This window comes from Trinickia sp. (assembly GCF_051953405.1).
GTDB lineage: Bacteria > Pseudomonadota > Gammaproteobacteria > Burkholderiales > Burkholderiaceae > Trinickia.
Genome location: NZ_JBQCIV010000072.1, coordinates 24,444 through 50,961, shown reverse-complemented (window position 1 = coordinate 50,961; position 26,518 = coordinate 24,444). Strand labels below are relative to the sequence as shown.

Here is a 26,518-nt window from a genome sequence, read left to right as displayed (position 1 = left end):
GCGCGCAGTGCTAGCTCGAAGCGCCGGCGTCGCGCTGCCCCACGGCGGCCGGCGCCGCCGCCGGCGAGGCCGCGCGCCGCAAGGTCAGCACGAACGCCGCGCCGCCGCCCGCTTCGTTGCGAGCGACGAGCGAGCCGCCGCAATCGCGCGCGATCGAGGAAGCGATCGCCAAACCGAGGCCGAGGCCCTTGCCCGCCCCCTTCGTCGTAAAGAACGGCTCGAAAAGCTTGGACATCGCCTCGGCTGGAATGCCGGGCCCATTGTCGCGCACAGCGAGCGCGAGCGCGTCGCCGCCCAGGTCGATATCGATCGACAGGCGCGCCGCGGCCACGGGCTCGAGTGCATCCAGCGCGTTGCCGATCAAATTGATGAGCGCCTGTTCGAGACGCAGGCCGTCGCAGTAAACGGCGAGCGCGGGATGATCGGCGTTCAAGTCCAACGGACGGTACTTGAGTTGCTCGCGCCGCGGCTCCGCGTGTTCCGACGCTGCGGGCAGCTGCGGATCGGCCAGGCTTGGAACCTCGCGCACGCGGACCTCGAGCGACACGCGCTGCAGCCGCTCTTGCAGCACTTGCAACGCATTGCGCAACGCCCGTGCGAGCGGCGAGCACGCATTGCTCGGTTGCGCACGGCCGACGAACAATTTCAGCTGATTGGTAATCTTGCCCATACGCTCGGTGAGCGCGCCGATCGCTTCGAGATTTTCGCGCGCAGCAGGCAGCGCCCCTCGCTCGATCAAGACGCGCGTGTTGTCCGAAAACGTACGCAACGCCGCGAGCGGTTGATTGAGTTCGTGCGTGATGCCGGCAGCCATTTGCCCTAGTGCGGCGAGCTTGCTCGTCTGAAGCAGTTCCGCGTGCGCCGCGCGCAGTTCGCTTTCCGCACGCGTGCGCTCGGCCACTTCGGTTTGCAGTTGCGCGTTGGCGGCCGACAAATCGGCCGTCCGTTCCTCCACGCGCCGGTTCAGCTCGGCGTAGGCGGCCTGCAGCCTGGCCCGCCCGGCTTCGCGATCGCGGGCGCGGGCCCGCCGTACGCGCCAGTAAAACGCAAGCAAGCACAGCGAAATGAAACCGAAGCCGGCGGCGGCCGTGGCGTTGCGCGCGTCGTCGATGACCGAGCCCACGGGAGCGAGCGTCATCAACTGCCACTCTGGCCCATGGACAGTGCGCCGTGTCAGCAAGTAGTACGGCGAAGGTGCGTGCGTGCCGATTCGCACGATCCGAGCATCGGGCGTATCGAGCGCGCGCACCGGTGCCATCGGCAATGTCGTGATCTGGGCCCCGGCATACTGTCGCGTCTCGTCGATGGCAGCCACGACGGCGAGCGGCAGATCGCGCACCGAGCGATATTTCCACGCCTGCACCGACGAAAGAAAAATCACGCCGTGTCTATCGGCGACCAGTACCGGCTCGCTCGAATCCGTCCCGGGAAACCCTTCGAGGTTGAGCTTTAGGACGGCTGCGCCGACGATCCGGTCACCGCGGCGAACCGGTTGCGAGAGATAGTAGCCCGGCACGTGCGAGACGGTACCGATGCCGAAGAAGCGCCCCACGTGCGAGGCCATCGCATCGACGAAATACGGACGAAAGCGGTATTGCGAGCCCACGAAGCTGTCCGCGCGATCCCAATTGCTGGCGGCCAAACATAGGCCGTCGGCGCGGATGATATAGGTGACGTCGGCATGCACGTGCGCATTCGCGTCTTCGAGGTAGCGGTTGGCCCGCGCGATGGCATCGGGCGAGCCGGTGTCCAGCGCTTCGGCTACGACAGGATGGCTCGCCACGAGGTAGGACAGCGATTCGTAGCGCTCGAGCGTGTCGCTGAGCGCGCCAGCCGTGCGGCCGGCGCGGGCGGCGGCCTGGCGCTGTAAGACGTCGATCCCGCGCCGCCAGGCGAAATGCCAAGTGGCGGCGCACACGGCGAGCAGCACCGAGGCAAGCGCGAGAACGACAATGAGGCGACGCGTCACGTTGACGGATTCCGGGCAAAAGCGTGACCTATTGTGGCATAGCCCGTCGATCGCCCTGGCGCCGCCGAGCGTCAGACGCCCGCGCTATTCGTCTGCGCGTCGGCTTCGACCGCCGCACCGCCACGGCCCAATTGCGCGTTCAGCTTCGTGCGATCGAGTTCCTTCTCCCAAGCCGAGACGACGACAGCCGCCACGCCGTTGCCGACGATATTCGTCAGCGCGCGGCATTCGCTCATGAACCGGTCGATACCGAGAATCAGCACCATGCCCGAAAGCGGGATCGTCGGCACCACGGCGAGCGTGGCGGCCAGCGTGATGAAGCCGGCGCCCGTCACGCCGCTCGCGCCCTTGGAGGTCAGCATGGCCACGGCGATCAGCGTGAGCTGTTGCATCAGCGTAAGGTCGGTGTTCGTCGCCTGCGCGATGAACAGCACGGCCATCGTCATATAGATGTTCGTGCCGTCGAGGTTGAACGAGTAGCCCGTGGGCACGACGAGGCCGACGACCGACCGCGAGCATCCGAGCTTTTCGAGCTTGCCCATCAGTTGCGGCAACGCGGCTTCCGACGAACTCGTCCCGAGGACGATCAGCATTTCCTCCTTGATGTACGCCACGAACCGAACGATGTTGAAGCCGACGAGGCGAGCGACGGTACCGAGTACGACGAGCACGAAGACGATCGACGTCAGGTAGAACGTGCCGATCAACTTCATGAGCGGCAGCAGCGAGCCGACGCCGTACTTGCCGATCGTGAAGGCCATCGCGCCGAACGCGCCGATCGGTGCGAGCTTCGTCACGATGCGCACGATGCCGAACAGCACTTGCGAGACGCTTTCGATGAATTCGGTTACGGGTTTGCCGCGCTCGCCGATCGTCGCGAGCACGCTGCCGAAGAGCAAGGCGATCAGCAAGATCTGCAAAATCTCGCCTTGCGCGAAGGCGTCGATCATCGTGTGCGGGATGATGTGCATGAAGAAATCGACGGCGCTTTGACCGTGCGCTTTCGCCGCGTACGACGCCACGGCCTTGCCGTCGAGCGTATTCACGTCGACGTTGAAGCCCGCGCCCGGTTTCAGGACGTGCGTGGCGATGAGGCCGAGCAGCAGCGCGAAGGTGGAGATGACCTCGAAGTAGAGCAGCGCCTTGCCGCCTACGCGGCCGACCTTCTTCATGTCTTCCATGCCGGCGATGCCGGTGACCACCGTACAGAAGATGATCGGGCCGATCACCATCTTCACGAGGTTGATGAATGCGTCCCCGAGCGGTTTCATGTCGATCGCGAGCGCGCTCGAAAAATGACCGAGCGCGATGCCGGCGATGATCGCCGCAATCACCTGCAGATAGAGGATTCGATAGAAGGGTTTCTTCAGAGGACGCATCGTTGTCTCCCAGCTTAGGAATGAATCGATCGGCCGAGGCGGCCGTTCGTGGGGTCCATCGATTGCAAGGTCAATGCCAGTGCGAGACACCAACTATCTCTTTGATTTTTTTGATGTTTCCCGTCAAAGGCAGCGCCCGGCGTCCAGCTTCCCGGAATGTCGGAGAGCAGCCGTCCGGTTGGCTGGAAACGTGAATCGGTCTGAATCTCCAGTGCGTTTCGGCGGAATGCGTTTGCTGGGGGTACAAATAAGTGGTTGCCGACCGATATGAGCAAGCGAAATTTGAATAAACTGAGGGATGACAATCCGGCCTGGGGCGAGCCTGAGTTTGCGCGGGCACGTCCGGCGCAAGCCGTGCTTCCCGAACTGTTCGGCGTAGAGGTCGCCGAACAAATTCTTAAGCGTCGCGGGCGCCCCAAATCCGTGCATGCAAAAGTCGCCCTGAAGTTACGGATCGACCCCGATGTGGTGGAGGCGTATAGAGCACAAGGTGCTGGGTGGCAGACGCGTATCAACGATGCACTGCGCGATTACGCGAAATCGAACGGGATGCTTTGAACCCCGAAGCCAAACGAAAACGCGGCGGCGCGACCGATCATCCGAACCGATCGCGCCGCCGCGCAGGCAGCAGGCCGAAAAGCTTAACGGCGCACAGCCGGAGACATCAAACCACGCCTTCCACGCCCGCGTCGTGCGCTTGTTGATCGGCGTGGTAGCTCGAGCGCACCATCGCACCCACGGCCGCATGCGTGAAGCCCATCTTATAGGCCTCTTCCTCGTACATCTTGAACGTATCGGGGTGCACGTAGGCGCGCACGGGCAGATGGTGTTCCGACGGCTGCAGATACTGGCCGATCGTCAGCATATCGACATCGTGCGCACGCAGATCGCGCATCACTTGCAAGATCTCTTCTTCCGTCTCGCCGAGGCCCACCATGATGCCCGACTTCGTCGGCACGTCCGGATGCAGCGCCTTGAAATCCTTCAGCAGCTTGAGCGAGTGCGCATAATCGGACCCTGGGCGCGCTTCCTTGTACAGACGCGGCACCGTTTCGAGGTTGTGGTTCATGACGTCCGGCGGCGCGGCGTTCAGGATCTCGAGCGCACGGTCGAGACGGCCACGGAAATCGGGCGTCAGGATTTCGATGCGCGTGGCAGGCGAGTGCTCGCGCACTTGCCGAATACATTCGACGAAATGCCCCGCCCCGCCGTCGCGCAGATCGTCGCGATCGACGCTCGTGATCACGACGTATTTGAGCTTGAGCGCCGCGATCGTCCGCGCGAGGTTGCCCGGCTCTTCGGTGTCGAGCGGATCGGGCCGGCCATGGCCGACGTCGCAGAACGGGCAGCGGCGCGTGCATTTGTCGCCCATGATCATGAACGTGGCCGTGCCCTTGCCGAAACACTCGCCGATGTTCGGACAGCTCGCCTCTTCGCAGACCGTATGCAAGTTGTGTTCGCGCAGGATCTGCTTGATCTCCGAAAAACGCGAACTGCCCGTTGCCGCCTTCACCCGAATCCATTCGGGCTTTTTCAGCTTCTCGACCGGGACGATCTTGATCGGAATACGCGCCGTCTTCGCTTGCGCCTTTTGCTTGGCAGTAGCGTCGTACGCGGGAGCGACTTGGGGCGCGTCGGAGGCGCCGCTGGGTTGAGCGGTAACGTCAGTCATTCGGTGATCCAGTCGATGAGCGTGCGCCAAGCGCGCCGCCGAGGTTCGCGGCGAGCCGTGCCGCCAGGGTTTCGGCCACTTCGTGCCAGCCGCAAGCGACGCCGAGCGTCGCCATGTCGACTGTCTCCAGGCCCGCGTAGCCGCACGGGTTGATCGCGAGAAACGGCCGCAAGTCCATCCTTACGTTCAGACTTACGCCGTGATAGCTGCATCCGTTGCGGATTTTCAGGCCGAGCGCGGCGACCTTCGCGCCTTCGTGCCCGAGCGCGCCCGCGCCGGGCGCCACATAGATGCCGGGCGCGCCAGGCCGACGCTCGCCCGCGAGATTATACGCCGCGAGGGTATCGATCACGGCTTGCTCGATCAGCGTCACCATTTCGCGCACCATGAGCTTGCGCCGGCGCAGGTCGAGCAACAGGTAGGCGACGACTTGTCCCGGGCCGTGATAGGTGATTTGACCGCCGCGGTCGACTTTCACGAGCGGAATCGCCGGATCGGCCGCCAGCAAATGAGCGGGGTCGCCCGCCTGACCCAGCGTGAACACGGGCGGATGTTCGACGAGCCAGATTTCGTCCGGCGTATCGGCCGTGCGCGCTTCGGTGAACGCGCGCATGGCGTCGAAGCTGACTTCGTAGGGCACCAAGCCTTGCCGGCGAACGATCGGCGTCAAATCCGCCAACGGGGCATCGAGCGCGGCGGCGCCGCTTGAACCCGCGCCCTGGGGCGCCTCATCCGAGGAAGACGATAGCGGAGGGGCGGACGATAAAGACAATGCGGCATACATGATGGCCGCAGTTTACCGGAATCGGGATCGGCGCGCCCGAGCCGACGGACGAGCGCTTGCGTCAAATCAAGCCCGATTCCGCAGGCTCCGGCTTAAGGCTTGCCCTCAAACGGTACGCCAACCGTTGCGGCGCGCGCCCCACCAGTCGGATAGCGCACGGGACACGTCGGCCAGCATCGATGCGCGCGAAAGCGGTGCGACGAACGCCACCCGTGCCGCCTCGGTGCCTTCCGCGCTAAGCCACAGCCGCTCGCCGGGACGCAAGCGAAGGGATCTGCCGGACGCCAGCCAATAATCTTCGACGTCGTTGCTGCGCGTTACCCACACCGGCGCACCATGGACCGACAAGCGCGTGCTGTGAGCCACCATCATCGACAGCGTTTCGCCGGGGGCGATTTCGAACGTGATACTTGAGGAAATTTGTCGCATGATCGTTCCGCCAAAAAGTTGCTCCGTGGCTACAATCGTAGGCACGCCAAGGCAATCGACAAAACGATCAATTCTCACGATCATGTGAGAAAAACTAACAAGCGAATCGAGAAAAGGCACCGTGGATCTGCGACAGCTGCCCATGCTCAATGCATTGAGGACCTTCGAAGCCGCCGCGCGCCACGAAAGCTTCTCGCGCGCGGCGGACGAGCTATTCGTCACCCACGGCGCCGTCAGCCACCAAATTCGGGCGCTCGAAGACGAACTCGGCACGCCGCTGTTTTCGCGCGAAGGCAAACGCGTGCGATTGACGGACGTGGGTTGCCGCTATGCCAAGGACGTGCGGGCAGCCCTAATGGCGCTCGCCGATGCGACGCGCGAGGTACGCGAGGGCCAGCGCGCCAGGCGGCTCGTGGTTTCGTCGGCGTCGTCCTTCTCCGCGCGCTGGATCACGCCGCGGATCGGCCGATTCATCGAGCGCCATCCCGAGATCGACCTGGAATTGTTGTCGACGAACGCCCTGACCGATTTCACGCGGGAGGATGTGGACGTGGCCATTCGCTTCGGCATCGGCCCCTACCCGGATCTGCACGTCGAGCCGCTGCTCGACGAAGTGTCGTTCCCCGTCTGCGCACCGACCTTCAACGGCGGCGCGCTGCCCATGACGCCGGCCGAATTGGCGGCATCGCCACGCCTACTGCGCTCGGACGATCAAATGTGGAAAGTGTGGTTCGAGGCGGCCGGGCTCGGGACCGTGCCCGAGCCGCGACGCGGCGTGCTGTATCAAGATTCGTCGAATTTGCTGCAGGCTGCCGTCGACGGACAAGGCATCGCGCTCGTGCGCCGCTCGATCGCGACGCACGAACTCGCCACCGGGCGGCTCGTGCGCTTATTCGAGATCGACGCGCGAAGCAAGTCGTCGTATTGGTTCGTCTGCCCGGCTCCGCTGCTGGCCAGCGGGCGCGTTCAGGCGTTTCGCACTTGGTTGATGGGCGAGATGGCGCGCTTTCGCGCGCAGTTCACAGCACAACCTTGACCATCGGATGCCCGGTGAGGGCCCGATAGATCTCGTCGAGCTGCTCACGGCTGTGCGCCCGCACCGTCACGGTCAACCCCGTGTAATTGCCCCCGCTCGAGGGCCGAATCTCCACGCGTGTCGCATCGAAGCTCGCATCGAATTGCCGCACGACGCTCACGACGGTCTCGGTGAAGTCGGGATGCGCCTTGCCCATGACCTTGATGGGAAAGTCGCAAGGAAACTCGAATAAGGATTCGTTCACCGGGCTCACGATCATCTCTCCGTTACTTCTTCTTGCCGAACATCAGCAAGAGCGAATCCCACACGCGACCGCCGATGCCCGCTTGCGGCACCGCCTGCAAGGCGACGACCGGGAACTGCGTGAGCGTCTTGCCGTCGGCGACGATTTGCACCATCCCCACTTGCTGACCGTTCGCGATCGGCGCCACGAGCGGCTCGTTCAGCACGAATTGCGGCTTGATCTTGTCGCCCATGCCGCGCGGCACGGTGATGTATTGGTCGCTCTTCACGCCCACTTGCACGCTGTTCGCCGCGCCCTTGTACACGCGCGGCGTTTGCACGCTTTGGTTCGCCTTGAACAGACGCACGGTGTCATAGGCCGAATAGCCGTAGTTCAGCATTTTCATGCTGTCTTGCACGCGCTCGTGCTCTTTATCCTCGCCCATCATCACGCTGACGAGACGGCGCGAAGCATCGGCCACGCCCGGCAAAGGCCGCTTGGCCGAGGCGATCAGGCAGTAGCCGGCCGCTTGCGTAAGGCCCGTCTTCAAGCCGTCGACCGTCGGATCGATCCAGAGCAGCCGGTTGCGGTTCGGCTGCTTGATCTTGTTGTACGTGAATTCCTTCACCGAGAAGATGCTGTAGTACTCGGGGAAATCGCGAATCAGATGGGCCGAGAGCACGGCGAGGTCGCCGGCCGTCGTGTAGTGCCCCGGCGACGGCATGCCGTTCACGTCGGCATAGTGCGTGCCCTTCATGCCGAGCCGTTGCGCTTCCGCGTTCATCATCTCGACGAAATGCGCCTCGCTGCCGCCGACAAGCTCGGCCAGGGCGATCGCCGCGTCGTTGCCCGACTGAATGATCATGCCGTAGACGAGGTCGTGCACGGTGACAGGCTTCTCGGCTTCGATGAACATGCGCGATTCGTCGTTTTTCACCCGGCGTACCGCATCGCTCGGGGTCACGACCTGATCCATCGAAATCTTTTTCGTCTGCAAGGCTTCGAAGACGAGGTAGGCCGTCATCAATTTCGTGAGCGAGGCCGGTTCGACGCGCTCGTCGGCATTGCCCGATGCGAGCACTTGATTGCTCGTCGCGTCGACGAGCACCCAGGACTTGGCCGTCACGGCCGGTGGCGGCACCTGCGCCTGCGCGGCGGGCGCGTAAGCGGCGCCCGCGACGAGCGTTGCGGCGACGAGCGCGGCGATCGGCGCGGTACGCTGCAACGAAGAGGGAACGAAAGACGAGACAAGCGACGGGAAGCAGAGCGAGGAGGAACGCATAGATCGATTCGTGCAGAAAAGCGCCGCGCGCCACGCGCGCGATCGGGAAGTGCCGGCCGCCCATCGGCGGTTCTCGCCGCCCTTCGCGGCGCACGATGAAACGAGCGCCGCGCCGGCACGGCGCCCATTGGACCGGCTACGCACGATTCGGTTCGCTCGATTCGCTCGCGTAGGCCGCAAAGGCTACCCGAAAAGCATCGGGCAGGGCCTCCTAGATGGGACGGTGCGAAAAAAATTTGCGCCCATTATACGCGGCACGTCTTCTCGAAAATGCGTTTTTGTCGGTGCGGCCGCACGCGGTCTGCCGCGTGGAGCCCCGCCTCGCGGGCCTCGCCGCGCGCCGATTCGTCAGTCGGATGCCCGCTCAACGCCAGGCATCGAGCACGATACGTTTCAAGATATGCAGCTTGCGATGGAGAAAGTGCTCCGCGCCAGGAATCACGACGACGGGTAGCTCCTGCGGGCGAGCCCAGTCGAACACGGAGGCGATCGGGACCGTCTCGTCCTGCTCGCCGTGAACGACGAGCGTGTTCTCCGGCACCGCGGCGATGTCGAAGCGGCTGGCGGCCGTGCCGACGAACACCATCCGCTCGACGCTTTGGCCGCGCTCGGCCAGCCTGCGCGCGACGTGCGACACGACGGCCGTGCCGAACGAAAAACCCGCCAGCACGAGCGGCACCGATGCGTGCCCCGGCTGCGCGCGCATATGCTCGAGCAACGCAAGCAGATCCTCGCGCTCGCCGATCCCCTCGTCGTACTGGCCTTCGGTCTGCCCCACGCCGCGAAAATTCGAGCGATAGGTCGCGTAGCCGAGCTGCACGAGCGTACGGGCGAGCGTCACCGCCACTTTGTTGTCCATCGAGCCGCCGAACAGCGGATGCGGATGGGCCACGAGCGCAATGCCGCGCACCGTCCCATCCGGCTCGTCGAGTGCGACTTCGATCTTTCCGACGGGACCGTCGATGAGAAATTTCTTCGTGTGAACGTTCATGGATGACGCTTCGCAAAAGCCCGTTGGATCGCGCAAATCAGGCGATCTTGTCGATCAACAGGCGCTCGACGATCTTGCCTTCCTTCAAATGCGAATCGACGATCTCGTCGAGATCGGCTTCGTCGAAGTACGTGTACCACGTGCCCTCCGGGTAGACGACGACGGCCGGGCCAAGTTCGCAGCGATCGAGACAACCCGCCTTGTTGATCCGCACGTTGCCGGGGCCCGCGAGGCCGAGCTGCTTCACGCGCTTTTTCGTGTGGTCGATCATCTTTTCGGCGTTGCAGCGCAGAGCGCAACTGGGGCGTTCCGCGTCGGGGTCGCGCTTGTTCGTGCAGAAAAAGACGTGGTACTTGTAAAAGGAGTCCATGGTCTCGGGATTCGGGTGGTGAGCCGGGTCGGTGCCTCGCGTTGCGTTGCGCATCGGCATCGCGCATGCGTGAACGCCCGGCGTCAATGAGATGGCGAAGTCGGCCGATTATAGCGAGCGTTGCGCGGGCCCGCTGGCGCGTCGGTCGCTCATTGAACGGCGGCGCCCGCCTGCATGCCGAGCCACGCCACGAGCTGCGCGACGAATTGGTCGCTCGCGGCCGCGAGCGCTTGCACGCCACCCGCCGCATTGGCCATGCTCGCCGGTGCGCGTGCCACGAAGGTCTGCTGTGCAATCAAGGCGCCCTCGCGGGTAAGCGTCGCACGCGCCATCAAAGCGCCGTGGCTCTCGCTCTGGCTGTCGAATACCTGCTCGAATTGGTCGAGTTCGATCGTGAGCAGCGGCGCATTCACCGCCTCGCCGCCGCTCAGCACGGCCCCGCGCGCGGCCAACGCCCCGCGCACGCGCACGGTCAGCAACTGGGCGGGCCGCATCGTCCAATGACTGTTCGCGTAGCTTGCTGTCTGGCGCGGGTCCGCATAGCTCATGCGATACAGGATGTTGTTGGAGTCGAGCGCCGCCGGCGCACGGACGTCGAACATGCGCACCACGGGGAGCGGGCCCGAAAAGGCAGGCGGCGTCGGCGGACCGAGGTCGTAGCGGATGTTCGCGATGGCAGCGGGCGTGCCGAACGCGCAGCCGCCCATCGCCGCCAATACGGCGGCGCTCGCCAGCGCGCAGACCGCAGCGATGAACAGGCGAGCGCGGGGACGGCCCCCGCATGGCCGGCCGGTGGTGCCTACGCGTGCCGGACTCGGATCGGATGAACGTGCCATACAGTGCGCTTCCCTTTCTGATCAATGCTGCGTGCCGGCCGCCGCGGGCCAGGCGAATCCGGGCTCGCCAGGGCCGGGCTGCGCACGTCCCACGCCGAAAAGCAGGCTCCTCGGGCTCGTGCTGAAGGTATCGGCCGCGCGATCGAACGCGCGCGCCGCGCCGCTCACGTCGGCGGCCAACGCACCCATGCGCGGCAGCGTCTCGTAGTCGAGCCGCGCCGACATCGATTGCAGCGACGCATCCATCGTCGCCAGCGCACCGCTCGCGCGATCGGCCGCCGAACCGATCTTGTTCAAGTTCGACGCGAGCGGCCCGCTCGGGGACGAGAGCGCGGTCACGAGCGCGTTCGTCGAAGCCAACGTGCGCGCGAGGTCGTTCATCGTCCGCGGCAATTGCGTCGCCGCCGGTTTCGCCGCTTGCGCAAGGTCGTTCACCGCATCGGCGGCGTGCTGCAGGCTGGACGCCGTCGCCAACAGCTGGGTGCGCGTCTGGTCCGATAGCATCGCATCGGCGCGCGCCGCCACGCTCTGCAATTCGCTCACCAACGCATCGCCTCGTTGTTGCAGCTGATCGAGCAAGCCCGGGCGCATCGGCAATTGGGCGACGTGCTTGGCCGATGTCGGCACCGGCGCGAGATCGGCACCGGTGTCGTCGAGTTGAACGAACGCGATGCCCGTGACGCCTTGCAGTCCAAGACTACCGAAGGTCGAGCGCGTGATCGGAGCATCTTTGTCGACGAGGATGCGAATGACGATCGTCCCGGGGTGCGCGCGATCGAAGCGGATCGACTGTACCTTCCCCACTTCCAGGCCGCGATAGCGGACGTCGGCATCGGTCGACAGCCCCGTGACGTTCGTATGCGAAATCAAATCATAGGGTATGCGCACCCGGCGATCGAGGTTGAACCAGAAGACCGCCAGCGCGATCGCGACGCCAAGCCCGATCGTGAAGAGGCCGGCCCAAAAAGCATGTGATTTATTTTCCATGCGCGGGGGTCCTATCGTTCGGCGGCGCGCCGAGCGCGGCATGCCGGTACGTCATAGCGGCACCTCGGCCGACGCCGACTCGAGCGCGGCCGGCGGCAGCTTGGCGCGGCGCTCGGGCGGGAGCGCCTGCAGCGCGCGCCGCCCCCGCCGGCCGAGGAAGAATTCGTGGATGAACGGATGATCGACGGCCGCCGCTTCCTCGATCGGCGCGGCCACGAGCACGCGCCGATCGGCGATCACGGCCACCCGCGTCGACAGCGACGTCATCGTATCGAGATCGTGCGTGACCATGACAACCGTCAAGCCGAGCGCACGATGCAGCGTCGCGATCAATTCGACGAAATCTTCCGAGGCCTTCGGGTCGAGCCCCGCCGTCGGTTCGTCGAGAAAGAGCAGTTCCGGCTCCAGTGCGAGCGCCCGCGCGATGCCTACGCGCTTGATCATGCCGCCCGAGAGCGCGGCGGGCATTTTCGACGCGTGTTTGCACGGCAGCCCCACCATTTCGAGTTTGAGCATGACGATGTCATGCAACAACGCGGGCGGCACGCGGCCCAGTTCGCGAATCGGCTGCGCGACGTTGTCGAATACGGACATCGACGAAAAAAGCGCCCCTTGCTGGAACAACATGCCCATTCGGCTGCGCATGATGCGCCCCGTTTGCTCGTCGATGGTCGCGGTATCGCGCCCGAATACTTCGATGCAGCCGGACGTGGGCGCCTCGAGCCCGAGGATCTGCCGGATCAGCGTGGTCTTGCCCGAGCCCGAACCGCCGACGATCGAGACGATCTCCCCGCGCCGGACATCGAAATCCAAATGCTCGTGCACGATCATGGCGCCATAGCGCTTGGTCAGATCGCGCACCGCGATCACGCGCTCCGCGATCGCGGGCGGTGGACAGTGACGCACAGCGGCGGTGAGCGGAGCGGTCATAACCCGACGTTCTGAAAAACGATCGCAAAAATCGCATCGGCCAAAATGACGACGGTAATCGACGAGACGACCGACGAGGTCGTGCCCGTACCGAGGCTCTGCGAGTTCGGTTTGATGCGGAAACCGAAGTGGCAGGCAACGAGCGCGATCAGCATCCCGAAGGCAACGCCCTTCCCGAGCCCGATCCATAGATTGGCGATCGGCACGACGCTCGGCAGCGCGCGAGCAAAATAGGCAACATCGATGCCGAGCACGAGCTGGGCCGCCAAGGCGCCGCCGATCAAGGCGACGACGTTGGTCCACATGACGAGCAGCGGCATGGCCACCGACAGCGCGATCACGCGCGGCAACACGAGGCGCAGGCCATGCGGAATACCCATGACGAGCATCGCGTCGAGTTCTTCCGTCACGCGCATGACGCCGATTTGCGCGGTGATGGCCGACCCCGAGCGGCCCGCGACGAGGATCGCCGAGAGCACCGGACCGAGTTCGCGGATCACCGCGAGCCCGAGGATATTGACGATGTATTGATTCGCGCCGAACAGCCGCAATTGCTGAGCCGACAAGTAACTGAGAACGATGCCGATCAAAAATGCCACGAGCGCCGTGATCGGCAATGCCTTCGCCCCTGCGCTATAGACGTTCGCCGAAATTTCGAGCCACGGCGCGCGGGCGGGGCGGCGCAGCACCGATAGGGTATCGAGCACGAAGCGGCCGAACATCGCCAAACCGCCGTAGACGTGATCGGCGAAGCCCAACACCGAGCGGCCCAGCGCGGTGACGGCATCGATGCGCTCGACGGCCTCGGGGCTTTCGCGCTGCGTTTCGAGCAACGCGATGCGCGCGAAGATATCGCGTTGCGTGTCCGTGAGCGTGATGCGTTCGGGCATTTTGCGGCCCCATACGCGCCACAGCGCCTGCCCGCCGACGTGATCCATTCGCTCCACCGCCGACAGATCCCACTGGGCGGACGCCTCGCCGGCCGGCGCCGCTCGCGCAAGCGCGCTCAGGCGCGAGGCGGCGCCCGCGCGAGCACGATCGCGCGCCAGCGCCAGCGCGGTCCATTGGCCGGACAGCGTGACGAGCGGGCCCAGGCTGCTCGACTCGATGCGCAAGCCTGGCGGAGTATCGAAGTCCAAGGAAGGGGCATCCCACGCGAGGAACTGAACTGCGGCCATTGTAGCGGGCTGCGCTCGGGTGCGGCCTGTACCGGGGCGGTAGGGACGTTGGCGACCCTGCCGGCCTCGGCGGGTGCGGCGGCGCACGCCGCGACCGGCCCAGCGCGCGTGGGGCGCGCGTTTGCCGCGCTACGTCACGCTGGCCCCACTACAATACGACCATGACCGATACCCTTTTTCCCTCTCCGAGCCCCGGTTCCGCGTCCAACGGCCGCGGCGACGACTGGCGGATCGACCGAGACCGGGCCCGCGCCGGCGGCGCGAGCGCGATTGCCGCCGACGCGCTGGAAATCGTCGACGAAACAGCCTCGACCAATACCGACTTGATGGCGCGCATGAAGGCGCTGCCGCGCGAGCGCGCCGCCTTCGGCGTGCATGCCGTGCGGGCCGCCTACCGGCAAACGGCGGGGCGCGGACGGCAAGGCCGCAGTTGGCAGACGAAACCGGGACACGCGCTCACGTTCTCGCTCGCCTGCGTGCTGCCGCGCCCGCTGGCGGGGCTCGCCGGCCTCAGCCTGGCCACGGGCGTCGCCGTCGTCGATGCGCTTGCTCGCTTGGCGCCCGGCGAAGCCGCGCGGTTCGCGCTGAAATGGCCGAACGATGTTCTGCTCGACGGCCGCAAACTGGCGGGCATTCTGATCGAGACGGCCTGGAGCACGGCGAACGCGAGCGCCGTCGTCATCGGTGTCGGTATCAACGTGCGGCGCGACGAAGCGCTCGAAGCCGAACTCGAAGCGGCTTCCTCGCCCCTGCCCGCTCAAGCGCGCGCCACGCCGCCTGCCGCCCTGTCGCAAGCCCTGCCGGACGCAAACCTGACCGATACGCTGGCCGTCGTCGTCAAGGCGTTGACCGAGATGATCGAGCGCTTCGGCCCGCAAGGGTTCGCGGCATTCGTCGACCGTTGGAATGCCTATCATGCGTTCGCGAATCGCGAGGTCGTATTGATCGACAAAGGCGAGGAACTGGCGCGCGGTATCGCAACGGGCGTCGACGGCTCCGGGCAACTGCTGCTGTTGTCGGATACGGGCATGCAGGCCATCGCGACGGGCGACGTCTCGCTACGGCTGGCCGGCGATACGCCATGAGCGGTCGCGCGCCGTTCCTGCTGATCGATGCGGGCAACAGCCGCGTGAAATGGGCGCTCGCCGATGCGCCGGGCGCCCTGCTGCGCAGCGGCGCGTTTGCGCACGCCCAGGAGGCGAGCGCCGACGAGCAGGCCGCCCCCGATGGAAGCGGCGGCAACGTGGGCGCAGCATGGCGCCCCGCGTCGATCGTCGAATGGGCCGGCCTGCCGCCGCCGGACGGAGCCTGGATCTCGAATGTCGCGGGCGAAGCCGTCGCCGAGCGGCTGAAAGCCGTCATCGACCGACATTGGCCGGGTCTGCCTTGCACGTTCATTCGCGCGCGCGAGCGGCAATGCGGGGTCGTCAACGGCTACGGTGCGCCGGAACGCCTCGGCAGCGATCGCTGGGCCGGCCTGATCGGGGCGCACGCCGCGTTTCCCGGCGAGCCGCTCTTGATCGCGACGCTCGGCACCGCGACGACGCTCGAAGCGCTCACGGCCGACGGCCGCTTCGTCGGCGGTATGATCGCACCGGGATGGTCGCTGATGATGCGCTCGCTTGGCGAGCACACGGCGCAGCTACCGACGTTGGCCGCCGATTCGGTGCGCACGTTGGTTGGCGATGCGCTGGCGCAGCATTGGTTCGCGACCGAGACCCACCACGCGATCACGGCGGGTTCGCTGCTCGCTCAGGCCGGCCTGCTCGAGCGCGCGTGGCGCGAGCTTTGCCGCGCCTGGGATAAGCCGGTGCGGCTAGTCGTCGGCGGTGGCGCGGCCGGCGACGTCGCCGGTGTGCTCGACGTGCCGCATACGCGCCACGACACGCTTGTGTTGTCGGGGCTTGCGTTGATCGCGGCGCAGGACGGCGCCGTCGATAGAGGAATGTGAACGATAAGGAGACGTGACGATGTTGCGTTGGCTAATCGCCATTTTGTTTCTCGCCAATTTGATCGCGTTCGGCTTGGCAAGCGGCATGCTCGGGCCGCTGCCCGCCGCGGGCGCGCGCGAGCCGCATCATCTCGAGCGGCAAGTCCACCCCGAATGGATCAAGGCCAGGCCGATCTCGGAGGCCGAAACGGCCGAGCAGGCCATCGTCGGCCAGCCCGATCCCTCGCCGTCGATCAAGGCTGCGCCGCTCGCACCTTCTTGAGCAACGCTGTGGTCGAGCGCTCGTGCTCGAAGGCAATTGCCAGCGCGCGCCCGCCCCAGCTCCGCACGAGCGCCGATTCGGGCAGCGCGTCCATGTCGTAATCGCCGCCTTTGACGAGCACGTCCGGGCGCACCGCGCGAATCAATTCGATTGGCGTTTGTTCCTCGAATCGCACCACCCAGTCCACACACTCCAACGAGGCGAGCAGCGCCATTCGATCGTCCTCGACATTGATCGGTCGATCATCGCCCTTGCCCAGCATGCGGACCGACGCGTCGCTGTTGACGCCCACGATCAGACACGCACCGAGCGCCTTCGCGCGTGCCAGATAGGTCACGTGGCCGCGATGCAAAATATCGAACACCCCGTTCGTGAAAACGACGGGCGCGGCCAGCATATCGCGTCGGGCGGCAAGCGCCTCGCGCGTAGTGATCTTGCGTTCGAACGATACGGGAGACATGGGCGGAATATCCGTTAGGGCAATCGGCAAGCGAGCCGATGGTCAACGCGCCGGCAACAAAAAGCCCGCCGGAGCGAGGAGCAACTCCCCTCGCGCCGACGGGCTCGGCCAATCGATGCGGCTCGTCAAGCGGGCTGGTGTTCGGCCGAACCCGCCGCCGGCAAGCGCGAGGTGACTTCCTTGCGGTAGCGGTTCAATTCCTGGGCCGTCGTGAACGTGCGCTCGAACAACAACGAGAGATTGTGCAAGATGCGCTCGACGACCTTCTTTTCCCAGCCGTCGTCGAAGCGGATTTGCTCGTCGAGCCAGCGCTCGAGCCATTCGGGATCGGGCAGGCGCGATTGAATCGTGTCGCGCGGGAACAGATCGCGATTCACGTGCAGGTTCGTGGGGTGCAACGGCTTTTCGGTGCGGCGCGCCGAGGCCATCAACACGCCGATCTTGGAAAACGCCGCGCGTGCGACGTCGCCGCAGTTGTTCAGCGCCTTCTTCATGTAGCGCAGATAAGCACCGCCGTGACGGGCTTCGTCGCGCGAAATCGTTTCGTAGATGTGCTTGATGACGGGCTCGGTGTGCCATTCGGCGGCACGGCGATACCAGTGATTCAAGCGAATTTCGCCGCAGAAGTGCAGCATCAGCGTTTCGAGCGGCGGCGCCGGATCGAATTCGAAGCGCACCGCGTGCAACTCGGCTTCCGTCGGCACCATCTCGGGCTTGAAGCGGCGCAGGTACTCCATGAGAACCAGCGAATGCTTTTGCTCCTCGAAGAACCACACGCTCATGAACGCGGAGAAGTCGCTGTCGTGGTGATTATCGCGCAGGAACATCTCCGTCGCCGGCAGCGCCGACCACTCCGTGATCGCGTTCATCTTGATCGTCGCGGCCTGCTCGTCGGTCAGGAGCGACGCGTCGAACTTGTCCCAGGGAATGTCCTTCTCCATGTCCCATCGGACCGATTCGAGCGATTTGTAAAGTTCCGGATAAAGCATGGTGTTCATAGGTCCCACCCCTGGTCTGCCCATTCCAACTCGTATGACGATTACCGCACGCGACCCGTCGCCACGCCTGGGCGGCGAAAAGCTCACGATTTTACGCTGTGATTACGATCGTTTATTGATCGAACTCAAGGCCTGCGATGCGGCGATACGCCCCCGCGCTCGCACCGGCCGGCGCTTAGCGCCCCGGGCGATGACCGAACGCGGCACCGCGCTCGCGCCGAGTCATTTCTCGTGTCCTGCGGACGGCGGCACGACGACCTGCCGCGCTCTTGGTTTTTCAGTGTTCGCCCACGGATCGTAATCTTTGAAATGATAGCACGCGCCGCGCTAGCACCGGCCTCTCGGACGCACTCGACGCGCCGCAGCAACGCCGGCCGCGCTCAAACGTCGGCGCGCGGCGCCTCCACGCCTGCCGTCGCCGTGCTGCGCCCGCCCGCGCCGCTCGTCTTCGCCTCGTCTTGGGTGGCGCGAATCCACTCGGCCAGCCGCTCCTGTTGCGCCATGGCATCTCGAAAACCGAGATCGATCAACTCGTTGGCAAATTCGGCTTCGAACAGCAGATAGCTCGCGAACGATGCGCCCGCCGCGCGATTGCCGCCGACCGCCCCCAACAGCCCCCGGACCGTGAGCGGCAGACGCTTGAGGTGCCGCGCGGCGATGAGTTCGATGCGCTCGCTCGGCGCGATCGGCAGGACGTCGACGTGCCGCCAGCCGCTCTCGGGTTCGACCTGCTGCGGAAGGTGGCGAATCATCCCGTTGATGTGTTCGATCCGCTCGATATCCGCGCCGATCGAATCCAGAAACACGCTGGCCAGCACCTGTTGGCCGATCTGGGCGAGCGACGGGTACCCGCTTTCGAGGCCCGCAGCCGCCGGCACTTCGGGGCGCGGCGCCGCCGCACCGAGCACGACGATACGCTGGGCACCGAAATGGATCGCGGGGCTCAAGGGGGCGATCTGCCGGATCGAGCCGTCGCCGAAGTATTCGGTACAGCCGTCGAGTTCGAGCGGCACGGCGGGAAACAGAAACGGGATGGCGGCCGATGCGAGCAAATGCGCCGGCTTGAGCGCCACCATGCGCGCCCCGCGCTGCGCGCGCCGCCAAGACTGGATCGGCTCTTCCGCTTGGTAGAACGTCAGATGCCGGCCGCTCGAGTAACTGAGCGCCGTGATCGAGAGCGCGTGCAGCGCATGCGCATCGAGCATGTCGGCGATGCGCGCGAAGTCGAGCGCACCGTGCAGCAGGTCCGCCAGCGGACGGTTGTCGAATAGCGCGCGCGGCGAGCGCCGCACGGCCCACCCGAAGCTCATCGCCGCCAGCCAGCGCGCGCCGGCCGCCGCCACGCCGCGCCAATCCGTGCGATAGACCTGTCGCGCACGAATGTTGGACCAAAAATCGATGAGCCGGCTCACGCCGAACACGAAATCGTCCGCATGGCTCGCGATGGAAGCCGCGTTGATCGCCCCCGCCGAGGTCCCGCAGACGATCGTGAACGGCGACGCCGGCGCAAGCGGCGCCACGTCTCGCGCGATTTGCGCCAGCGCTTTGAGCGCCCCGACCTGATACGCGGCGCGGGCGCCGCCCCCCATTAATACCAACGCTAGCCGCACGGCGTCCAACCCAAAGAAAGCACGAACGAGCGTCGCCCGCCGCCCACCCGCATGGCGCGACAAATCGGACCCAAGCAACGCTGCCGGGCAAGCATCATTGTTCCCCGCGCTTCATTTTTCCCCGGCAGCCGATGCCGGCTTGGCCGGACGCTTACGCGCGTTCGCCGCCTTGGCCGCCGCCTTAGCCACCGGCTTGGCCGAAGAATCGGCGGGCTTATCGGCCGCCTTGGTACGCGACGCACCGTCCGCGCCGGCCTTCTTCGACGAAGGCTGCTTCGGCCCCGCCTCGCCGCCGGCGCCCGGCTCAGTCATGGCGAAGGCCGCAAGCTGATTGAACTGCGACTGCAGCAGATTCCACCAGCCCGACGGATCGAAGGCGGCGCTCGCGGCCTCGCCGGCTTGCGCGCCCGCCCCCGACGGTTCGTCGGCCGAAGGAGCGGCACCGCTTGCGCCCGCGCCCGGCTGCGCAGCGGCATGGCCCGTACCCATATCGTTCGAACGGTTCGGCCATCCGCTCGTCGAGCTGCCCCACGACGAGGATGGACTCGCTTGCCCGCTCGCGGCCTCGGTCGGTTGCGTCATCGACGCCTGCGCGAATGCGCCGAACGCGCGCAGCGTCGATAACGTCGCGCGCTGCACTTCGAGCGCCTGGATCGCCGATTGCAGCATGTTCAAGTTCAGCTTGAGCCATTGCTCGACGGCGCGCATATCGGTGATGCGCTTATCGAGTTCCTCGACGTTCATGAGCGGCGACATCATGTCCGACATGGCGGCGAGCGGCGAGCCGAAGCCTTGCGCCGTCCCCGGCTGCATTCCCGGAAACGCCGCGCCGAACGGCGTGAGGCGCATCATGTCCCACATCTTGTCGAGCATTTCGGCGGGCGGAAAGCCAGGGAAGCCCGGGAATGGCGGTTGGCCGCCGGCGGTGTCGGTCATCGGATGCTCCTTCGATACGGTAGGAATACGTGAAGATGCGTTCAGGAAAGGTCGTCGCCGCTCGGAAATTCGGGCGCGCGCCGCTCGCGCAGCGAGCGAATGCCCTCGTGCACGTCCGGGCCCGAGAAGCCCATGAATTCGAGCGCCAACGACGTGTCGAAGGTCGGCCCCGCCATGCGCAGCCAGTTGTTGAGCGCGTACTTTGTCCAGCGAATCGCGCTTTGCGAGCCTTGCGCCAATCGTGTGGCCACCTCGAACGCCTTCGGCAGCAACTCGGCCTCGTCGACGGCCAGTGAGACGAGCCCGATCCGCTCGGCCTCGGCCCCACTCACGGCTTCGCACAGCAGCAGGTAGTACTTGGCCTTGGCCATGCCGCACAAAAGCGGCCACACGATGGCGGCGTGATCGCCGGCCGCCACGCCCAAGCGTGTGTGCCCATCGATGATGCGAGCGTCGTTCGCGGCGATCGAGACGTCGGCCAGTAAGCCGGCGACGAGCCCGGCGCCCACGGCGGGCCCGTGCATCGCGGAGACGATCGGCTTGCTGCAGTTGATGACGTTGTAGACGAGATCGCGCGCCTCGCGCCAGACGCGCGAGCGAACGTCGAAGCGCTCGGCCATCTGTTCGACGAGGCCCAGATCTCCGCCCGCCGAAAAACCCTTGCCCTCGCCGCGGATCACGGCCACGCGCGTAGCCGGATCGCGGTCGACGTCGCGCCAGATTTCGGCGAGTTCGCGATGCATGCGATCGTCGGCCGCCGCGAGCGCGCTTTTATTCATCCCTTCCCCGCTCATGACGATTTCGAGTACGCCATGCGGATGACGCCGCAAACGCAGCGAGCGGTAGTGCGCGTAGGGCGCCAAGTCGTCGGGAGGTGTCGTATCGATCATCCGGGTCGGCTCGTCTCGGGTGGGGCAACAGCCCGCGCGGGCCGTCGCTCTATCGTCAGTGTAGGCCCGCGCGGGCGGCCTCGCATCGGGCCAAACCCGGCGCGCACTTCGCGGTTGCGTGCGATGTTGCCTGCGAAGTTTCCCCCATCGGCGGTGCCGTGAACACTAGCGACCGCGCTCCAGCGGAGCGACCGATTGCTCGATCGCGCCGAAAATCGATTTGCCGGCCTCGTCGAACATCTCGATCTTGACGGTATCGCCATACTTCATGAACTCGGTCTGCGGTGCGCCGCTCGCGATCGTTTCGAGGCAACGCTTCTCGGCGATGCAGCAATAGCCGCGCTTCTCGTCCTTGTTCGAGACGGTGCCCGAACCGACGATCGCGCCGGCCCGCAGATTGCGCGTTTTCGCGGCATGGGCGATCAGTTGCCCGAAGTGAAACACCATATCGACGCCGGCATCGGGTTGGCCGACCTTCTTGCCGTTCCAGTGGACGACGAGCGGCCGCGCGAGCCGGCCCTCGCGCCAATGTTCGCCGAGTTCGTCGGGCGTCACGGCCACGGGCGAGAAGGCCGTGGCGGGCTTGCTTTGGAAGAAGCCGAACCCCTTGGCGAGTTCGGCCGGAATCAGATTTCGCAGCGACACGTCGTTGACGAGCATGACGAGACGCACGGCCTTGAGCGCCGCCTCGGGCGCCGTCGCCATCGGCACATCGGTGGTGACCACGGCCACTTCGGCCTCGAAGTCGATGCCGAACGCCTCCGATGCGCAGACGATGTCGTCGTGCGGCCCGAGGAAGTCGTCGCTGCCGCCCTGGTACATCAGCGGATCGGTCCAGAACTCGGGCGGCATCTCGGCCCCGCGCGCGCGTCGCACGAGTTCGACGTGATTGACGTAGGCCGAGCCGTCCGCCCAGTGAAATGCGCGTGGCAGCGGCGCCATGCAGTCCTTCGGCTCGAAGGCGAATGTATGGCGGGCGCGGCCCTGATTCAGGGCGTCGTAGCGTTCGGCGAGTTGCGGCGCGTAAAAGGCCCAGTCGTCCAGCACGCGTTGCAGCGTCGGGGCGATGCCGTCGGCGATCGCGGCCGTGCGCAGATCGCGCGAGACGACGATCAGTTGACCGTCGCGGGAACCGTCTTTGAGCGTGGCAAGTTTCATGAAAACGAGATCGAAGCCGTGAGATGACGATAGAGGGAATCTATTTTACGATGGTGAACGCCCGATGCCAGTCGGCGGCGGCGAAGATGGCGCCTGTGGCCTGGGTGCTCGTCGCTTCCGTCGCCTCTGTCGCTTCTGCCGTTGCCGCTGACTGCTTTCGTGATTTTCGGCCTCCGTTCCTCTTTCTGAGCCATGTCCGCTATGCCCTCGTCTCCTTCCGATACGCTCGATCCGGCACTCGCCGACGGCGCCGATGCGCTCGACGACGCCACCGACGAGCAGGGGAAGGTCCGCTCGGGGATCCAATCGATCGAAGTGGGGTTTCGCTTGCTGGACGTGCTCACGAACGAGCCTCGCGCCATGATGCTGCGCGATCTCGCCAAGCGCGCGCAAATGAGCCCGGCGAAGGCGCATCGGTACCTCGTGAGCTTCCTGCGTCTGGGCCTCGTCGCGCAAGATCCCGTCTCGGGCCGCTATGAACTCGGGGGCTTCGCGCTGCAGATGGGGCTCGCGCGCCTTGCACGGGTGGACGGCGTCAAGCTGGCGCGGCTAGCGCTCGGCGAGCTGCGCGATCGTCTCGACGTCACTGTCGGCATTGCGGTCTGGGGCAATCTCGGCCCGACGGTCGTCCATTGGACGGAATCGAGCCATCCGGCAAAGGCATCGCTCAAGCTCGGCGACGTCATGCCGCTGCTCGGTTCGGCCACGGGCCTTTTGTTCGCCGCTTATCTGCCGCGCGGCAAGACCGCGGCAATGATCGAGCGCGAGCTGGTCGACTCGCGCCGCTCCGCCCATACGACCGGGCCGCGCAGCGAAGCCGAACTCGAACGCGTGCTCGGCGAAGTTCGCGCGCACGGCGCGGCACGCGTGGCCGGCATGCTGTTGCCGACCATTCACGCTTTTTGCATGCCCGTGTTCGACGCTTCGGGCAATCTCGCGCTCGGGCTGATCGCACTCGGGCACGAGGGGGCGTTCGACCTGTCGTGGGAAGGGGAAGTCGCCCAAGCGCTGAAGGCCTGCGCCGCCAAGCTCTCTTACGAACTCGGGTACAGCGACGCGCCACGCTAGGCCCGCCCGTTACGGGGCACGCCGAGGCATACGTCGCCGGGCCGTCGGCGCGATCGGTCGTTTGCAGGCATCATGTCGGTTTGTTCGCGCAGCTCGAATCGTCTCGGCGCCCTAAACGTCGTCGTTCGAATCGACGACCGAGCCCATCGCCATGTCGTATCTACCGTGTTCCAATGCCACGCCCGCCGTTCCTGCCGCCAGTGGGACGCACCGCCGTGCTTGGCGCTGGGGCGCCGCCTTGGCGGCGGCGGCAATCCTGCACGGGACGGCCGCCGTTTGGTTCGAGCGGATGCATGACGCGTTCGCGCCGCCGGCCGTCAAACCGCCGGTCCAGGTCGCGCTGCTGACGCCGCAACCGATCGCGCGCAACCGGCTTCGTGCGGCCCCGCGCTATCCGGCCCCGGAGCGGACCGAGCCGGCTCGCGGCCGGTCGTCAGGACTCGCGCCGGTGTTGCATGCGTTGACGCCCACGCGGCAAGCGGCCGGGGCGGCAGACGAAACCGCCGGCGCTAGCGCGGGCCGCGGCACCGCAGCCAGTGCGACGGCGCCGGGCACCGCACCGACGGCCGCGGCCGTGCCCGCGAGTGCGCCTGCCTCCGGTGTCCGATTCTCCGTCCCCCCATCGGGCAATCTGCACTACAACACGTTTTACAACGGGGTGGAAAACGCGCCCGGCACGATCCACTGGACGAGCGACGGCGACGGCTACCAAATGGTCGTGTCGGTCCCATTGCCGTTCGTGGGCACGTTCTCGTACGAAAGCCAGGGGCGCATCGATGCGTTCGGCCTTGCCCCCGAGCGCTATATCGAAAAGCGCGGACGCCGCCCGCAAGAGGTCACGACGTTCGACCGCACGGCCAAGCGCATCGGCTTTACGCGCTCGGGCGCCACGCTCGCGCTGCCCGACGGGGCGCAAGACCGCTTCAGCATGGTGATGCAGCTTGCAAGCCTCGTGCGCGGCGACCCCGGCGCCTACAAACCCGGCGTCACGCGCACGTTCTACGTGGCCGACGACGACAGCGGGGAAAACTGGCCGATCGAGACGATCGGCAACGAATCGATTCGCACTGCCGAAGGTTTCATCGACGCGCGCCACTTTATGAGACTGCCCCGGCACGAGGGCGACCGGCGCCGCATCGACGTCTGGCTCGCCCCCTCGCTCGATTGGCTGCCCGTGCGCATCATGCAGACGGAGCCGAACGGCTCGCAGATCGAACTGGTCTGGCGCGGGCCGCTCATGCCCCCGGGCGCGGAAAATGCGTCCTCCATGGGAAAGACACCGGATGACTCGTCCGATGCCCAGGCCAGCGAAGTCGGGCCGGTGCGCGAGCACCCCTAAACCGGTAAGCCGCGCGTGCCGTTATCGTAGGTATCGAGGCACACGGACGATCCTCGATGTTTTCCCTTGCCGCTCGAACGTTTTGCATGGTTGGGGTCTAACTTTTTAGGTCGACGATGCACGGAACGTACGTTTAGTTGCAATGTTCCAACCCGTTTTAAGCGTCGTTTAAGACCCACCCCTTGAAATTCCATGCAACACGCTCCAAGTACTGGGCGGAAAACGGCCAGGAGCCAAACGGAATAAGGAGTGTCGCCATGCAAATGATCTACAACAGCCCCAACTATTGTGTCGTCGAGTTCGCGCCGCAAGCGGACCACCTGGCGATGAACTCGGGTGGCTACGAAATCGTAGACAAGAACACGCAGCGCGAAATCTTCATCGACGGCGCGATGGCGGCGCAATTTCGCGAACACGTCCGCAAGCTCATCGAGGAGGAGCCGACGCTCGACGAAGTCGACGAGTTCCTAGGTCAATTCGATAGTCTGATGACCCAGCCCGTCGTGCTTCACTGACGGCTCGCCCTGGCCGCAAGGCGGCACGACATCCCCATCGAGCCCCGTCCGGCGTATCGGACGGGGTTTTCTTTTGTGGGCTGCCAGCAGCCGGGCGCTCCGGCGAGCGGAGCCGGCTACCGCTACAATGTGGGTTTCCCCGCTTAACGCACCGAGCCCGCTCGCCATGAATCCGTCCGCCGCCGCTCCCGCCGCCTCGCCCGCCACCGGCACACGCTACACGCGAGGTGCGGCGCTACCCGCGCTGCTCGCCTCGCGCATCCTGATTCTGGACGGCGCGATGGGCACGATGATCCAGCGCTACAAGCTGGACGAGGCCCGCTATCGCGGCGAGCGCTTCAAGGATTTGGGGCGTGACGTGAAGGGCAACAACGAGCTGCTCTCGCTCACGCAGCCCCACATCATCAGCGAGATTCACGAGCAGTACCTGGCCGCGGGCGCCGACATCATCGAAACGAACACGTTCGGTGCCACGTCGGTTGCGCAGTCCGACTACGGCATGGAATCGCTCGCGCGCGAAATGAACCTCGAATCGGCGAAGCTGGCACGCGCGGCCTGCGATAAATACTCGACGCCCGACAAACCGCGCTTCGTGGCCGGCGCGATCGGACCGACGCCGAAAACCGCCAGCATCTCGCCCGACGTGAACGATCCGGGCGCGCGCAACGTGACCTTCGACGAATTGCGCGCGGCGTACTACGAGCAAGCCCAGGCGCTGCTCGACGGCGGGGCGGACTTGTTCCTCGTCGAAACGATCTTCGATACGCTCAATGCGAAGGCGGCGCTGTTCGCGCTCGACGAATTGTTCGAGCAGACGGGCCAAGTGCTGCCCGTGATGATCTCGGGCACCGTGACCGACGCATCGGGCCGCATTCTCTCGGGGCAAACGGTGGAAGCGTTCTGGAATTCGCTGCGCCATGCCAAGCCGCTTACGTTCGGGTTGAACTGTGCGCTGGGCGCCGCCTTGATGCGCCCGTACATCGCCGAACTGGCCAAGCTGTGCGACACCTACGTCTCCTGCTATCCGAACGCGGGCTTGCCGAACCCGATGAGCGATACGGGCTTCGACGAAACGCCGGAGGACACCTCGCGGCAGTTGCAGGAATTCGCGCAAGCGGGGCTCGTGAATCTTGCGGGCGGGTGCTGCGGCACGACCCCCGAGCACATCGCGGCGATAGCCAAAGCGCTGAGCGGCGTGAAGCCGCGCGCGTGGGCCAACTATCGCGACGCGGCTTGAACAAGCAGCAGACCTAACCGAGAACGTG

General features: G+C 65.6%; 29 protein-coding genes. 10 read left to right on the top strand and 19 right to left on the bottom strand.

Annotated elements, in window-relative coordinates:
* Positions 1-10: 10 nt before the first annotated feature.
* Positions 11-1,969: an ATP-binding protein gene (locus tag ACTHN9_RS12405; protein WP_440537063.1), complete on the bottom strand. Its 1,959-nt coding sequence runs from the start codon at positions 1,967-1,969 to the stop codon at positions 11-13.
* A 71-nt stretch (positions 1,970-2,040) separates the two neighbouring features.
* Entirely contained in the window at positions 2,041-3,348 is a 1,308-nt protein-coding gene (locus ACTHN9_RS12400) for a dicarboxylate/amino acid:cation symporter (protein ID WP_440537062.1), read from the bottom strand.
* 267 nt (positions 3,349-3,615) lie between these two features.
* Between ACTHN9_RS12400 and ACTHN9_RS12395 the strand changes: the two genes are divergently transcribed.
* Positions 3,616-3,906 carry a BrnA antitoxin family protein gene (locus ACTHN9_RS12395; protein WP_440537061.1) on the top strand — a complete coding sequence of 97 codons (291 nt, stop codon included), beginning with the start codon at positions 3,616-3,618 and terminating at the stop codon, positions 3,904-3,906.
* Between the two features lie 106 nt (positions 3,907-4,012).
* Here ACTHN9_RS12395 and lipA read toward each other — a convergent pair whose 3' ends face one another.
* From lipA to ACTHN9_RS12380, 3 genes are all read right to left on the bottom strand, one after another.
* Complete coding sequence (gene lipA / locus ACTHN9_RS12390; protein ID WP_440537060.1) at positions 4,013-5,020, bottom strand: lipoyl synthase; 1,008 nt, start codon at positions 5,018-5,020, stop codon at positions 4,013-4,015.
* Positions 5,013-5,804 (bottom strand): lipoyl(octanoyl) transferase LipB, encoded by a 792-nt coding sequence (lipB, locus tag ACTHN9_RS12385; protein WP_440537059.1) that lies wholly within the window; start codon positions 5,802-5,804, stop codon positions 5,013-5,015. Before lipB ends, lipA begins: the two co-directional genes overlap by 8 nt.
* 105 nt (positions 5,805-5,909) lie before the next feature.
* The gene (locus tag ACTHN9_RS12380) at positions 5,910-6,233 is read right to left on the bottom strand and encodes a DUF2917 domain-containing protein (RefSeq protein ID WP_440537058.1); all 324 of its coding nucleotides are present in this window, start codon (positions 6,231-6,233) and stop codon (positions 5,910-5,912) included.
* 121 nt (positions 6,234-6,354) lie between these two features.
* On the opposite strand from ACTHN9_RS12380, the gene ACTHN9_RS12375 reads away from it, so the two are divergent.
* Positions 6,355-7,269 (top strand): transcriptional regulator GcvA, encoded by a 915-nt coding sequence (locus ACTHN9_RS12375; protein ID WP_440537057.1) that lies wholly within the window; start codon positions 6,355-6,357, stop codon positions 7,267-7,269.
* Here ACTHN9_RS12375 and ACTHN9_RS12370 read toward each other — a convergent pair.
* The 8 genes from ACTHN9_RS12370 to ACTHN9_RS12335 all read right to left on the bottom strand — a co-directional run bounded on the left by ACTHN9_RS12370 (position 7,253) and on the right by ACTHN9_RS12335 (position 14,027).
* A complete protein-coding gene (locus tag ACTHN9_RS12370; RefSeq protein ID WP_440537056.1) occupies positions 7,253-7,522 on the bottom strand; it encodes a DUF493 family protein in 270 nt (89 codons plus the stop codon). The genes ACTHN9_RS12375 and ACTHN9_RS12370 overlap by 17 nt on opposite strands.
* Positions 7,523-7,535: 13 nt before the next feature.
* Positions 7,536-8,774 carry a D-alanyl-D-alanine carboxypeptidase family protein gene (locus ACTHN9_RS12365; RefSeq protein WP_440537055.1) on the bottom strand — a complete coding sequence of 413 codons (1,239 nt, stop codon included), beginning with the start codon at positions 8,772-8,774 and terminating at the stop codon, positions 7,536-7,538.
* Positions 8,775-9,138: 364 nt separating this feature from the next.
* Positions 9,139-9,765 (bottom strand): alpha/beta hydrolase, encoded by a 627-nt coding sequence (locus tag ACTHN9_RS12360; protein ID WP_440537054.1) that lies wholly within the window; start codon positions 9,763-9,765, stop codon positions 9,139-9,141.
* A 37-nt stretch (positions 9,766-9,802) separates the two neighbouring features.
* The gene (locus ACTHN9_RS12355) at positions 9,803-10,135 is read right to left on the bottom strand and encodes a (2Fe-2S) ferredoxin domain-containing protein (protein ID WP_440537053.1); all 333 of its coding nucleotides are present in this window, start codon (positions 10,133-10,135) and stop codon (positions 9,803-9,805) included.
* A gap of 149 nt (positions 10,136-10,284) precedes the next feature.
* Positions 10,285-10,842 carry an ABC-type transport auxiliary lipoprotein family protein gene (locus tag ACTHN9_RS12350; RefSeq protein ID WP_440537072.1) on the bottom strand — a complete coding sequence of 186 codons (558 nt, stop codon included), beginning with the start codon at positions 10,840-10,842 and terminating at the stop codon, positions 10,285-10,287.
* 150 nt (positions 10,843-10,992) lie between these two features.
* Positions 10,993-11,958 carry an MlaD family protein gene (locus ACTHN9_RS12345; RefSeq protein ID WP_440537052.1) on the bottom strand — a complete coding sequence of 322 codons (966 nt, stop codon included), beginning with the start codon at positions 11,956-11,958 and terminating at the stop codon, positions 10,993-10,995.
* Between the two features lie 51 nt (positions 11,959-12,009).
* On the bottom strand, positions 12,010-12,888 hold the full coding sequence (locus tag ACTHN9_RS12340) for an ABC transporter ATP-binding protein (RefSeq protein WP_440537051.1): 879 nt from the start codon (positions 12,886-12,888) through the stop codon (positions 12,010-12,012).
* Complete coding sequence (locus ACTHN9_RS12335) at positions 12,885-14,027, bottom strand: MlaE family ABC transporter permease (protein ID WP_440537050.1); 1,143 nt, start codon at positions 14,025-14,027, stop codon at positions 12,885-12,887. Before ACTHN9_RS12335 ends, ACTHN9_RS12340 begins: the two co-directional genes overlap by 4 nt.
* Before the next feature lie 200 nt (positions 14,028-14,227).
* Between ACTHN9_RS12335 and ACTHN9_RS12330 the strand changes: the two genes are divergently transcribed.
* The 3 genes from ACTHN9_RS12330 to ACTHN9_RS12320 are packed head-to-tail and all read left to right on the top strand — an operon-like array spanning position 14,228 to position 16,279.
* Positions 14,228-15,151, top strand: a complete 924-nt coding sequence (locus tag ACTHN9_RS12330) for a biotin--[acetyl-CoA-carboxylase] ligase (RefSeq protein ID WP_440537049.1) — start codon at positions 14,228-14,230, stop codon at positions 15,149-15,151.
* Positions 15,148-16,017, top strand: a complete 870-nt coding sequence (locus tag ACTHN9_RS12325; RefSeq protein ID WP_440537048.1) for a type III pantothenate kinase — start codon at positions 15,148-15,150, stop codon at positions 16,015-16,017. The genes ACTHN9_RS12330 and ACTHN9_RS12325 overlap by 4 nt, the downstream gene beginning before the upstream one ends.
* Positions 16,018-16,036: 19 nt before the next feature.
* On the top strand, positions 16,037-16,279 hold the full coding sequence (locus ACTHN9_RS12320) for a hypothetical protein (protein WP_440537047.1): 243 nt from the start codon (positions 16,037-16,039) through the stop codon (positions 16,277-16,279).
* Here the strand turns inward: ACTHN9_RS12320 and rfaE2 are convergent.
* Positions 16,251-16,739, bottom strand: a complete 489-nt coding sequence (rfaE2, locus tag ACTHN9_RS12315; RefSeq protein ID WP_440537046.1) for a D-glycero-beta-D-manno-heptose 1-phosphate adenylyltransferase — start codon at positions 16,737-16,739, stop codon at positions 16,251-16,253. The genes ACTHN9_RS12320 and rfaE2 overlap by 29 nt on opposite strands.
* 125 nt (positions 16,740-16,864) lie before the next feature.
* Positions 16,865-17,728 (bottom strand): ferritin-like domain-containing protein, encoded by an 864-nt coding sequence (locus ACTHN9_RS12310; protein ID WP_440537071.1) that lies wholly within the window; start codon positions 17,726-17,728, stop codon positions 16,865-16,867.
* A gap of 43 nt (positions 17,729-17,771) precedes the next feature.
* Here ACTHN9_RS12310 and ACTHN9_RS12305 point away from each other — a divergent pair, with 43 nt between their 5' ends.
* The gene (locus ACTHN9_RS12305; protein ID WP_440537045.1) at positions 17,772-18,038 is read left to right on the top strand and encodes a hypothetical protein; all 267 of its coding nucleotides are present in this window, start codon (positions 17,772-17,774) and stop codon (positions 18,036-18,038) included.
* Positions 18,039-18,117: 79 nt separating this feature from the next.
* Here ACTHN9_RS12305 and ACTHN9_RS12300 read toward each other — a convergent pair whose 3' ends face one another.
* From ACTHN9_RS12300 to ACTHN9_RS12285, 4 genes are all read right to left on the bottom strand, one after another.
* Entirely contained in the window at positions 18,118-19,347 is a 1,230-nt protein-coding gene (locus ACTHN9_RS12300) for a patatin-like phospholipase family protein (protein WP_440537044.1), read from the bottom strand.
* Positions 19,348-19,458: 111 nt separating this feature from the next.
* Positions 19,459-20,283: a PhaM family polyhydroxyalkanoate granule multifunctional regulatory protein gene (locus ACTHN9_RS12295; protein ID WP_440537043.1), complete on the bottom strand. Its 825-nt coding sequence runs from the start codon at positions 20,281-20,283 to the stop codon at positions 19,459-19,461.
* A 41-nt stretch (positions 20,284-20,324) separates the two neighbouring features.
* The gene (locus ACTHN9_RS12290) at positions 20,325-21,173 is read right to left on the bottom strand and encodes an enoyl-CoA hydratase/isomerase family protein (protein ID WP_440537042.1); all 849 of its coding nucleotides are present in this window, start codon (positions 21,171-21,173) and stop codon (positions 20,325-20,327) included.
* Positions 21,174-21,338: 165 nt separating this feature from the next.
* Positions 21,339-22,331 (bottom strand): fumarylacetoacetate hydrolase family protein, encoded by a 993-nt coding sequence (locus tag ACTHN9_RS12285; RefSeq protein WP_440537041.1) that lies wholly within the window; start codon positions 22,329-22,331, stop codon positions 21,339-21,341.
* A 201-nt stretch (positions 22,332-22,532) separates the two neighbouring features.
* On the opposite strand from ACTHN9_RS12285, the gene ACTHN9_RS12280 reads away from it, so the two are divergent.
* The 4 genes from ACTHN9_RS12280 to ACTHN9_RS12265 all read left to right on the top strand — a co-directional run bounded on the left by ACTHN9_RS12280 (position 22,533) and on the right by ACTHN9_RS12265 (position 26,490).
* Entirely contained in the window at positions 22,533-23,399 is an 867-nt protein-coding gene (locus ACTHN9_RS12280) for an IclR family transcriptional regulator (protein WP_440537040.1), read from the top strand.
* A gap of 151 nt (positions 23,400-23,550) precedes the next feature.
* Entirely contained in the window at positions 23,551-24,738 is a 1,188-nt protein-coding gene (locus ACTHN9_RS12275; protein ID WP_440537039.1) for a DUF3108 domain-containing protein, read from the top strand.
* 257 nt (positions 24,739-24,995) lie between these two features.
* Complete coding sequence (locus ACTHN9_RS12270) at positions 24,996-25,253, top strand: BTH_I0359 family protein (protein WP_440537038.1); 258 nt, start codon at positions 24,996-24,998, stop codon at positions 25,251-25,253.
* A 166-nt stretch (positions 25,254-25,419) separates the two neighbouring features.
* Positions 25,420-26,490, top strand: a complete 1,071-nt coding sequence (locus ACTHN9_RS12265) for a homocysteine S-methyltransferase family protein (RefSeq protein WP_440537037.1) — start codon at positions 25,420-25,422, stop codon at positions 26,488-26,490.
* The last annotated feature ends 28 nt before the right edge of the window (positions 26,491-26,518 follow it).

Bases quoted from the DNA above. Each gene is read 5' to 3' on its own strand.
- ACTHN9_RS12400 (WP_440537062.1), bottom strand. From the start codon at position 3,348: ATGCGTCCTCTGAAGAAACCCTTCTATCGAATCCTCTATCTGCAGGTG.
- ACTHN9_RS12395 (WP_440537061.1), top strand. From the start codon at position 3,616: ATGAGCAAGCGAAATTTGAATAAACTGAGGGATGACAATCCGGCCTGG.
- lipA (WP_440537060.1), bottom strand. From the start codon at position 5,020: ATGACTGACGTTACCGCTCAACCCAGCGGCGCCTCCGACGCGCCCCAA.
- lipB (WP_440537059.1), bottom strand. From the start codon at position 5,804: ATGTATGCCGCATTGTCTTTATCGTCCGCCCCTCCGCTATCGTCTTCC.
- ACTHN9_RS12380 (WP_440537058.1), bottom strand. From the start codon at position 6,233: ATGCGACAAATTTCCTCAAGTATCACGTTCGAAATCGCCCCCGGCGAA.
- ACTHN9_RS12365 (WP_440537055.1), bottom strand. From the start codon at position 8,774: ATGCGTTCCTCCTCGCTCTGCTTCCCGTCGCTTGTCTCGTCTTTCGTT.
- ACTHN9_RS12360 (WP_440537054.1), bottom strand. From the start codon at position 9,765: ATGAACGTTCACACGAAGAAATTTCTCATCGACGGTCCCGTCGGAAAG.
- ACTHN9_RS12355 (WP_440537053.1), bottom strand. From the start codon at position 10,135: ATGGACTCCTTTTACAAGTACCACGTCTTTTTCTGCACGAACAAGCGC.
- ACTHN9_RS12350 (WP_440537072.1), bottom strand. From the start codon at position 10,842: ATGGGCGGCTGCGCGTTCGGCACGCCCGCTGCCATCGCGAACATCCGC.
- ACTHN9_RS12345 (WP_440537052.1), bottom strand. From the start codon at position 11,958: ATGGAAAATAAATCACATGCTTTTTGGGCCGGCCTCTTCACGATCGGG.
- ACTHN9_RS12340 (WP_440537051.1), bottom strand. From the start codon at position 12,888: ATGACCGCTCCGCTCACCGCCGCTGTGCGTCACTGTCCACCGCCCGCG.
- ACTHN9_RS12330 (WP_440537049.1), top strand. From the start codon at position 14,228: ATGACCGATACCCTTTTTCCCTCTCCGAGCCCCGGTTCCGCGTCCAAC.
- ACTHN9_RS12325 (WP_440537048.1), top strand. From the start codon at position 15,148: ATGAGCGGTCGCGCGCCGTTCCTGCTGATCGATGCGGGCAACAGCCGC.
- ACTHN9_RS12320 (WP_440537047.1), top strand. From the start codon at position 16,037: ATGTTGCGTTGGCTAATCGCCATTTTGTTTCTCGCCAATTTGATCGCG.
- rfaE2 (WP_440537046.1), bottom strand. From the start codon at position 16,739: ATGTCTCCCGTATCGTTCGAACGCAAGATCACTACGCGCGAGGCGCTT.
- ACTHN9_RS12310 (WP_440537071.1), bottom strand. From the start codon at position 17,728: ATGCTTTATCCGGAACTTTACAAATCGCTCGAATCGGTCCGATGGGAC.
- ACTHN9_RS12305 (WP_440537045.1), top strand. From the start codon at position 17,772: ATGACGATTACCGCACGCGACCCGTCGCCACGCCTGGGCGGCGAAAAG.
- ACTHN9_RS12295 (WP_440537043.1), bottom strand. From the start codon at position 20,283: ATGACCGACACCGCCGGCGGCCAACCGCCATTCCCGGGCTTCCCTGGC.
- ACTHN9_RS12290 (WP_440537042.1), bottom strand. From the start codon at position 21,173: ATGATCGATACGACACCTCCCGACGACTTGGCGCCCTACGCGCACTAC.
- ACTHN9_RS12285 (WP_440537041.1), bottom strand. From the start codon at position 22,331: ATGAAACTTGCCACGCTCAAAGACGGTTCCCGCGACGGTCAACTGATC.
- ACTHN9_RS12280 (WP_440537040.1), top strand. From the start codon at position 22,533: ATGCCCTCGTCTCCTTCCGATACGCTCGATCCGGCACTCGCCGACGGC.
- ACTHN9_RS12275 (WP_440537039.1), top strand. From the start codon at position 23,551: ATGTCGTATCTACCGTGTTCCAATGCCACGCCCGCCGTTCCTGCCGCC.
- ACTHN9_RS12270 (WP_440537038.1), top strand. From the start codon at position 24,996: ATGCAAATGATCTACAACAGCCCCAACTATTGTGTCGTCGAGTTCGCG.
- ACTHN9_RS12265 (WP_440537037.1), top strand. From the start codon at position 25,420: ATGAATCCGTCCGCCGCCGCTCCCGCCGCCTCGCCCGCCACCGGCACA.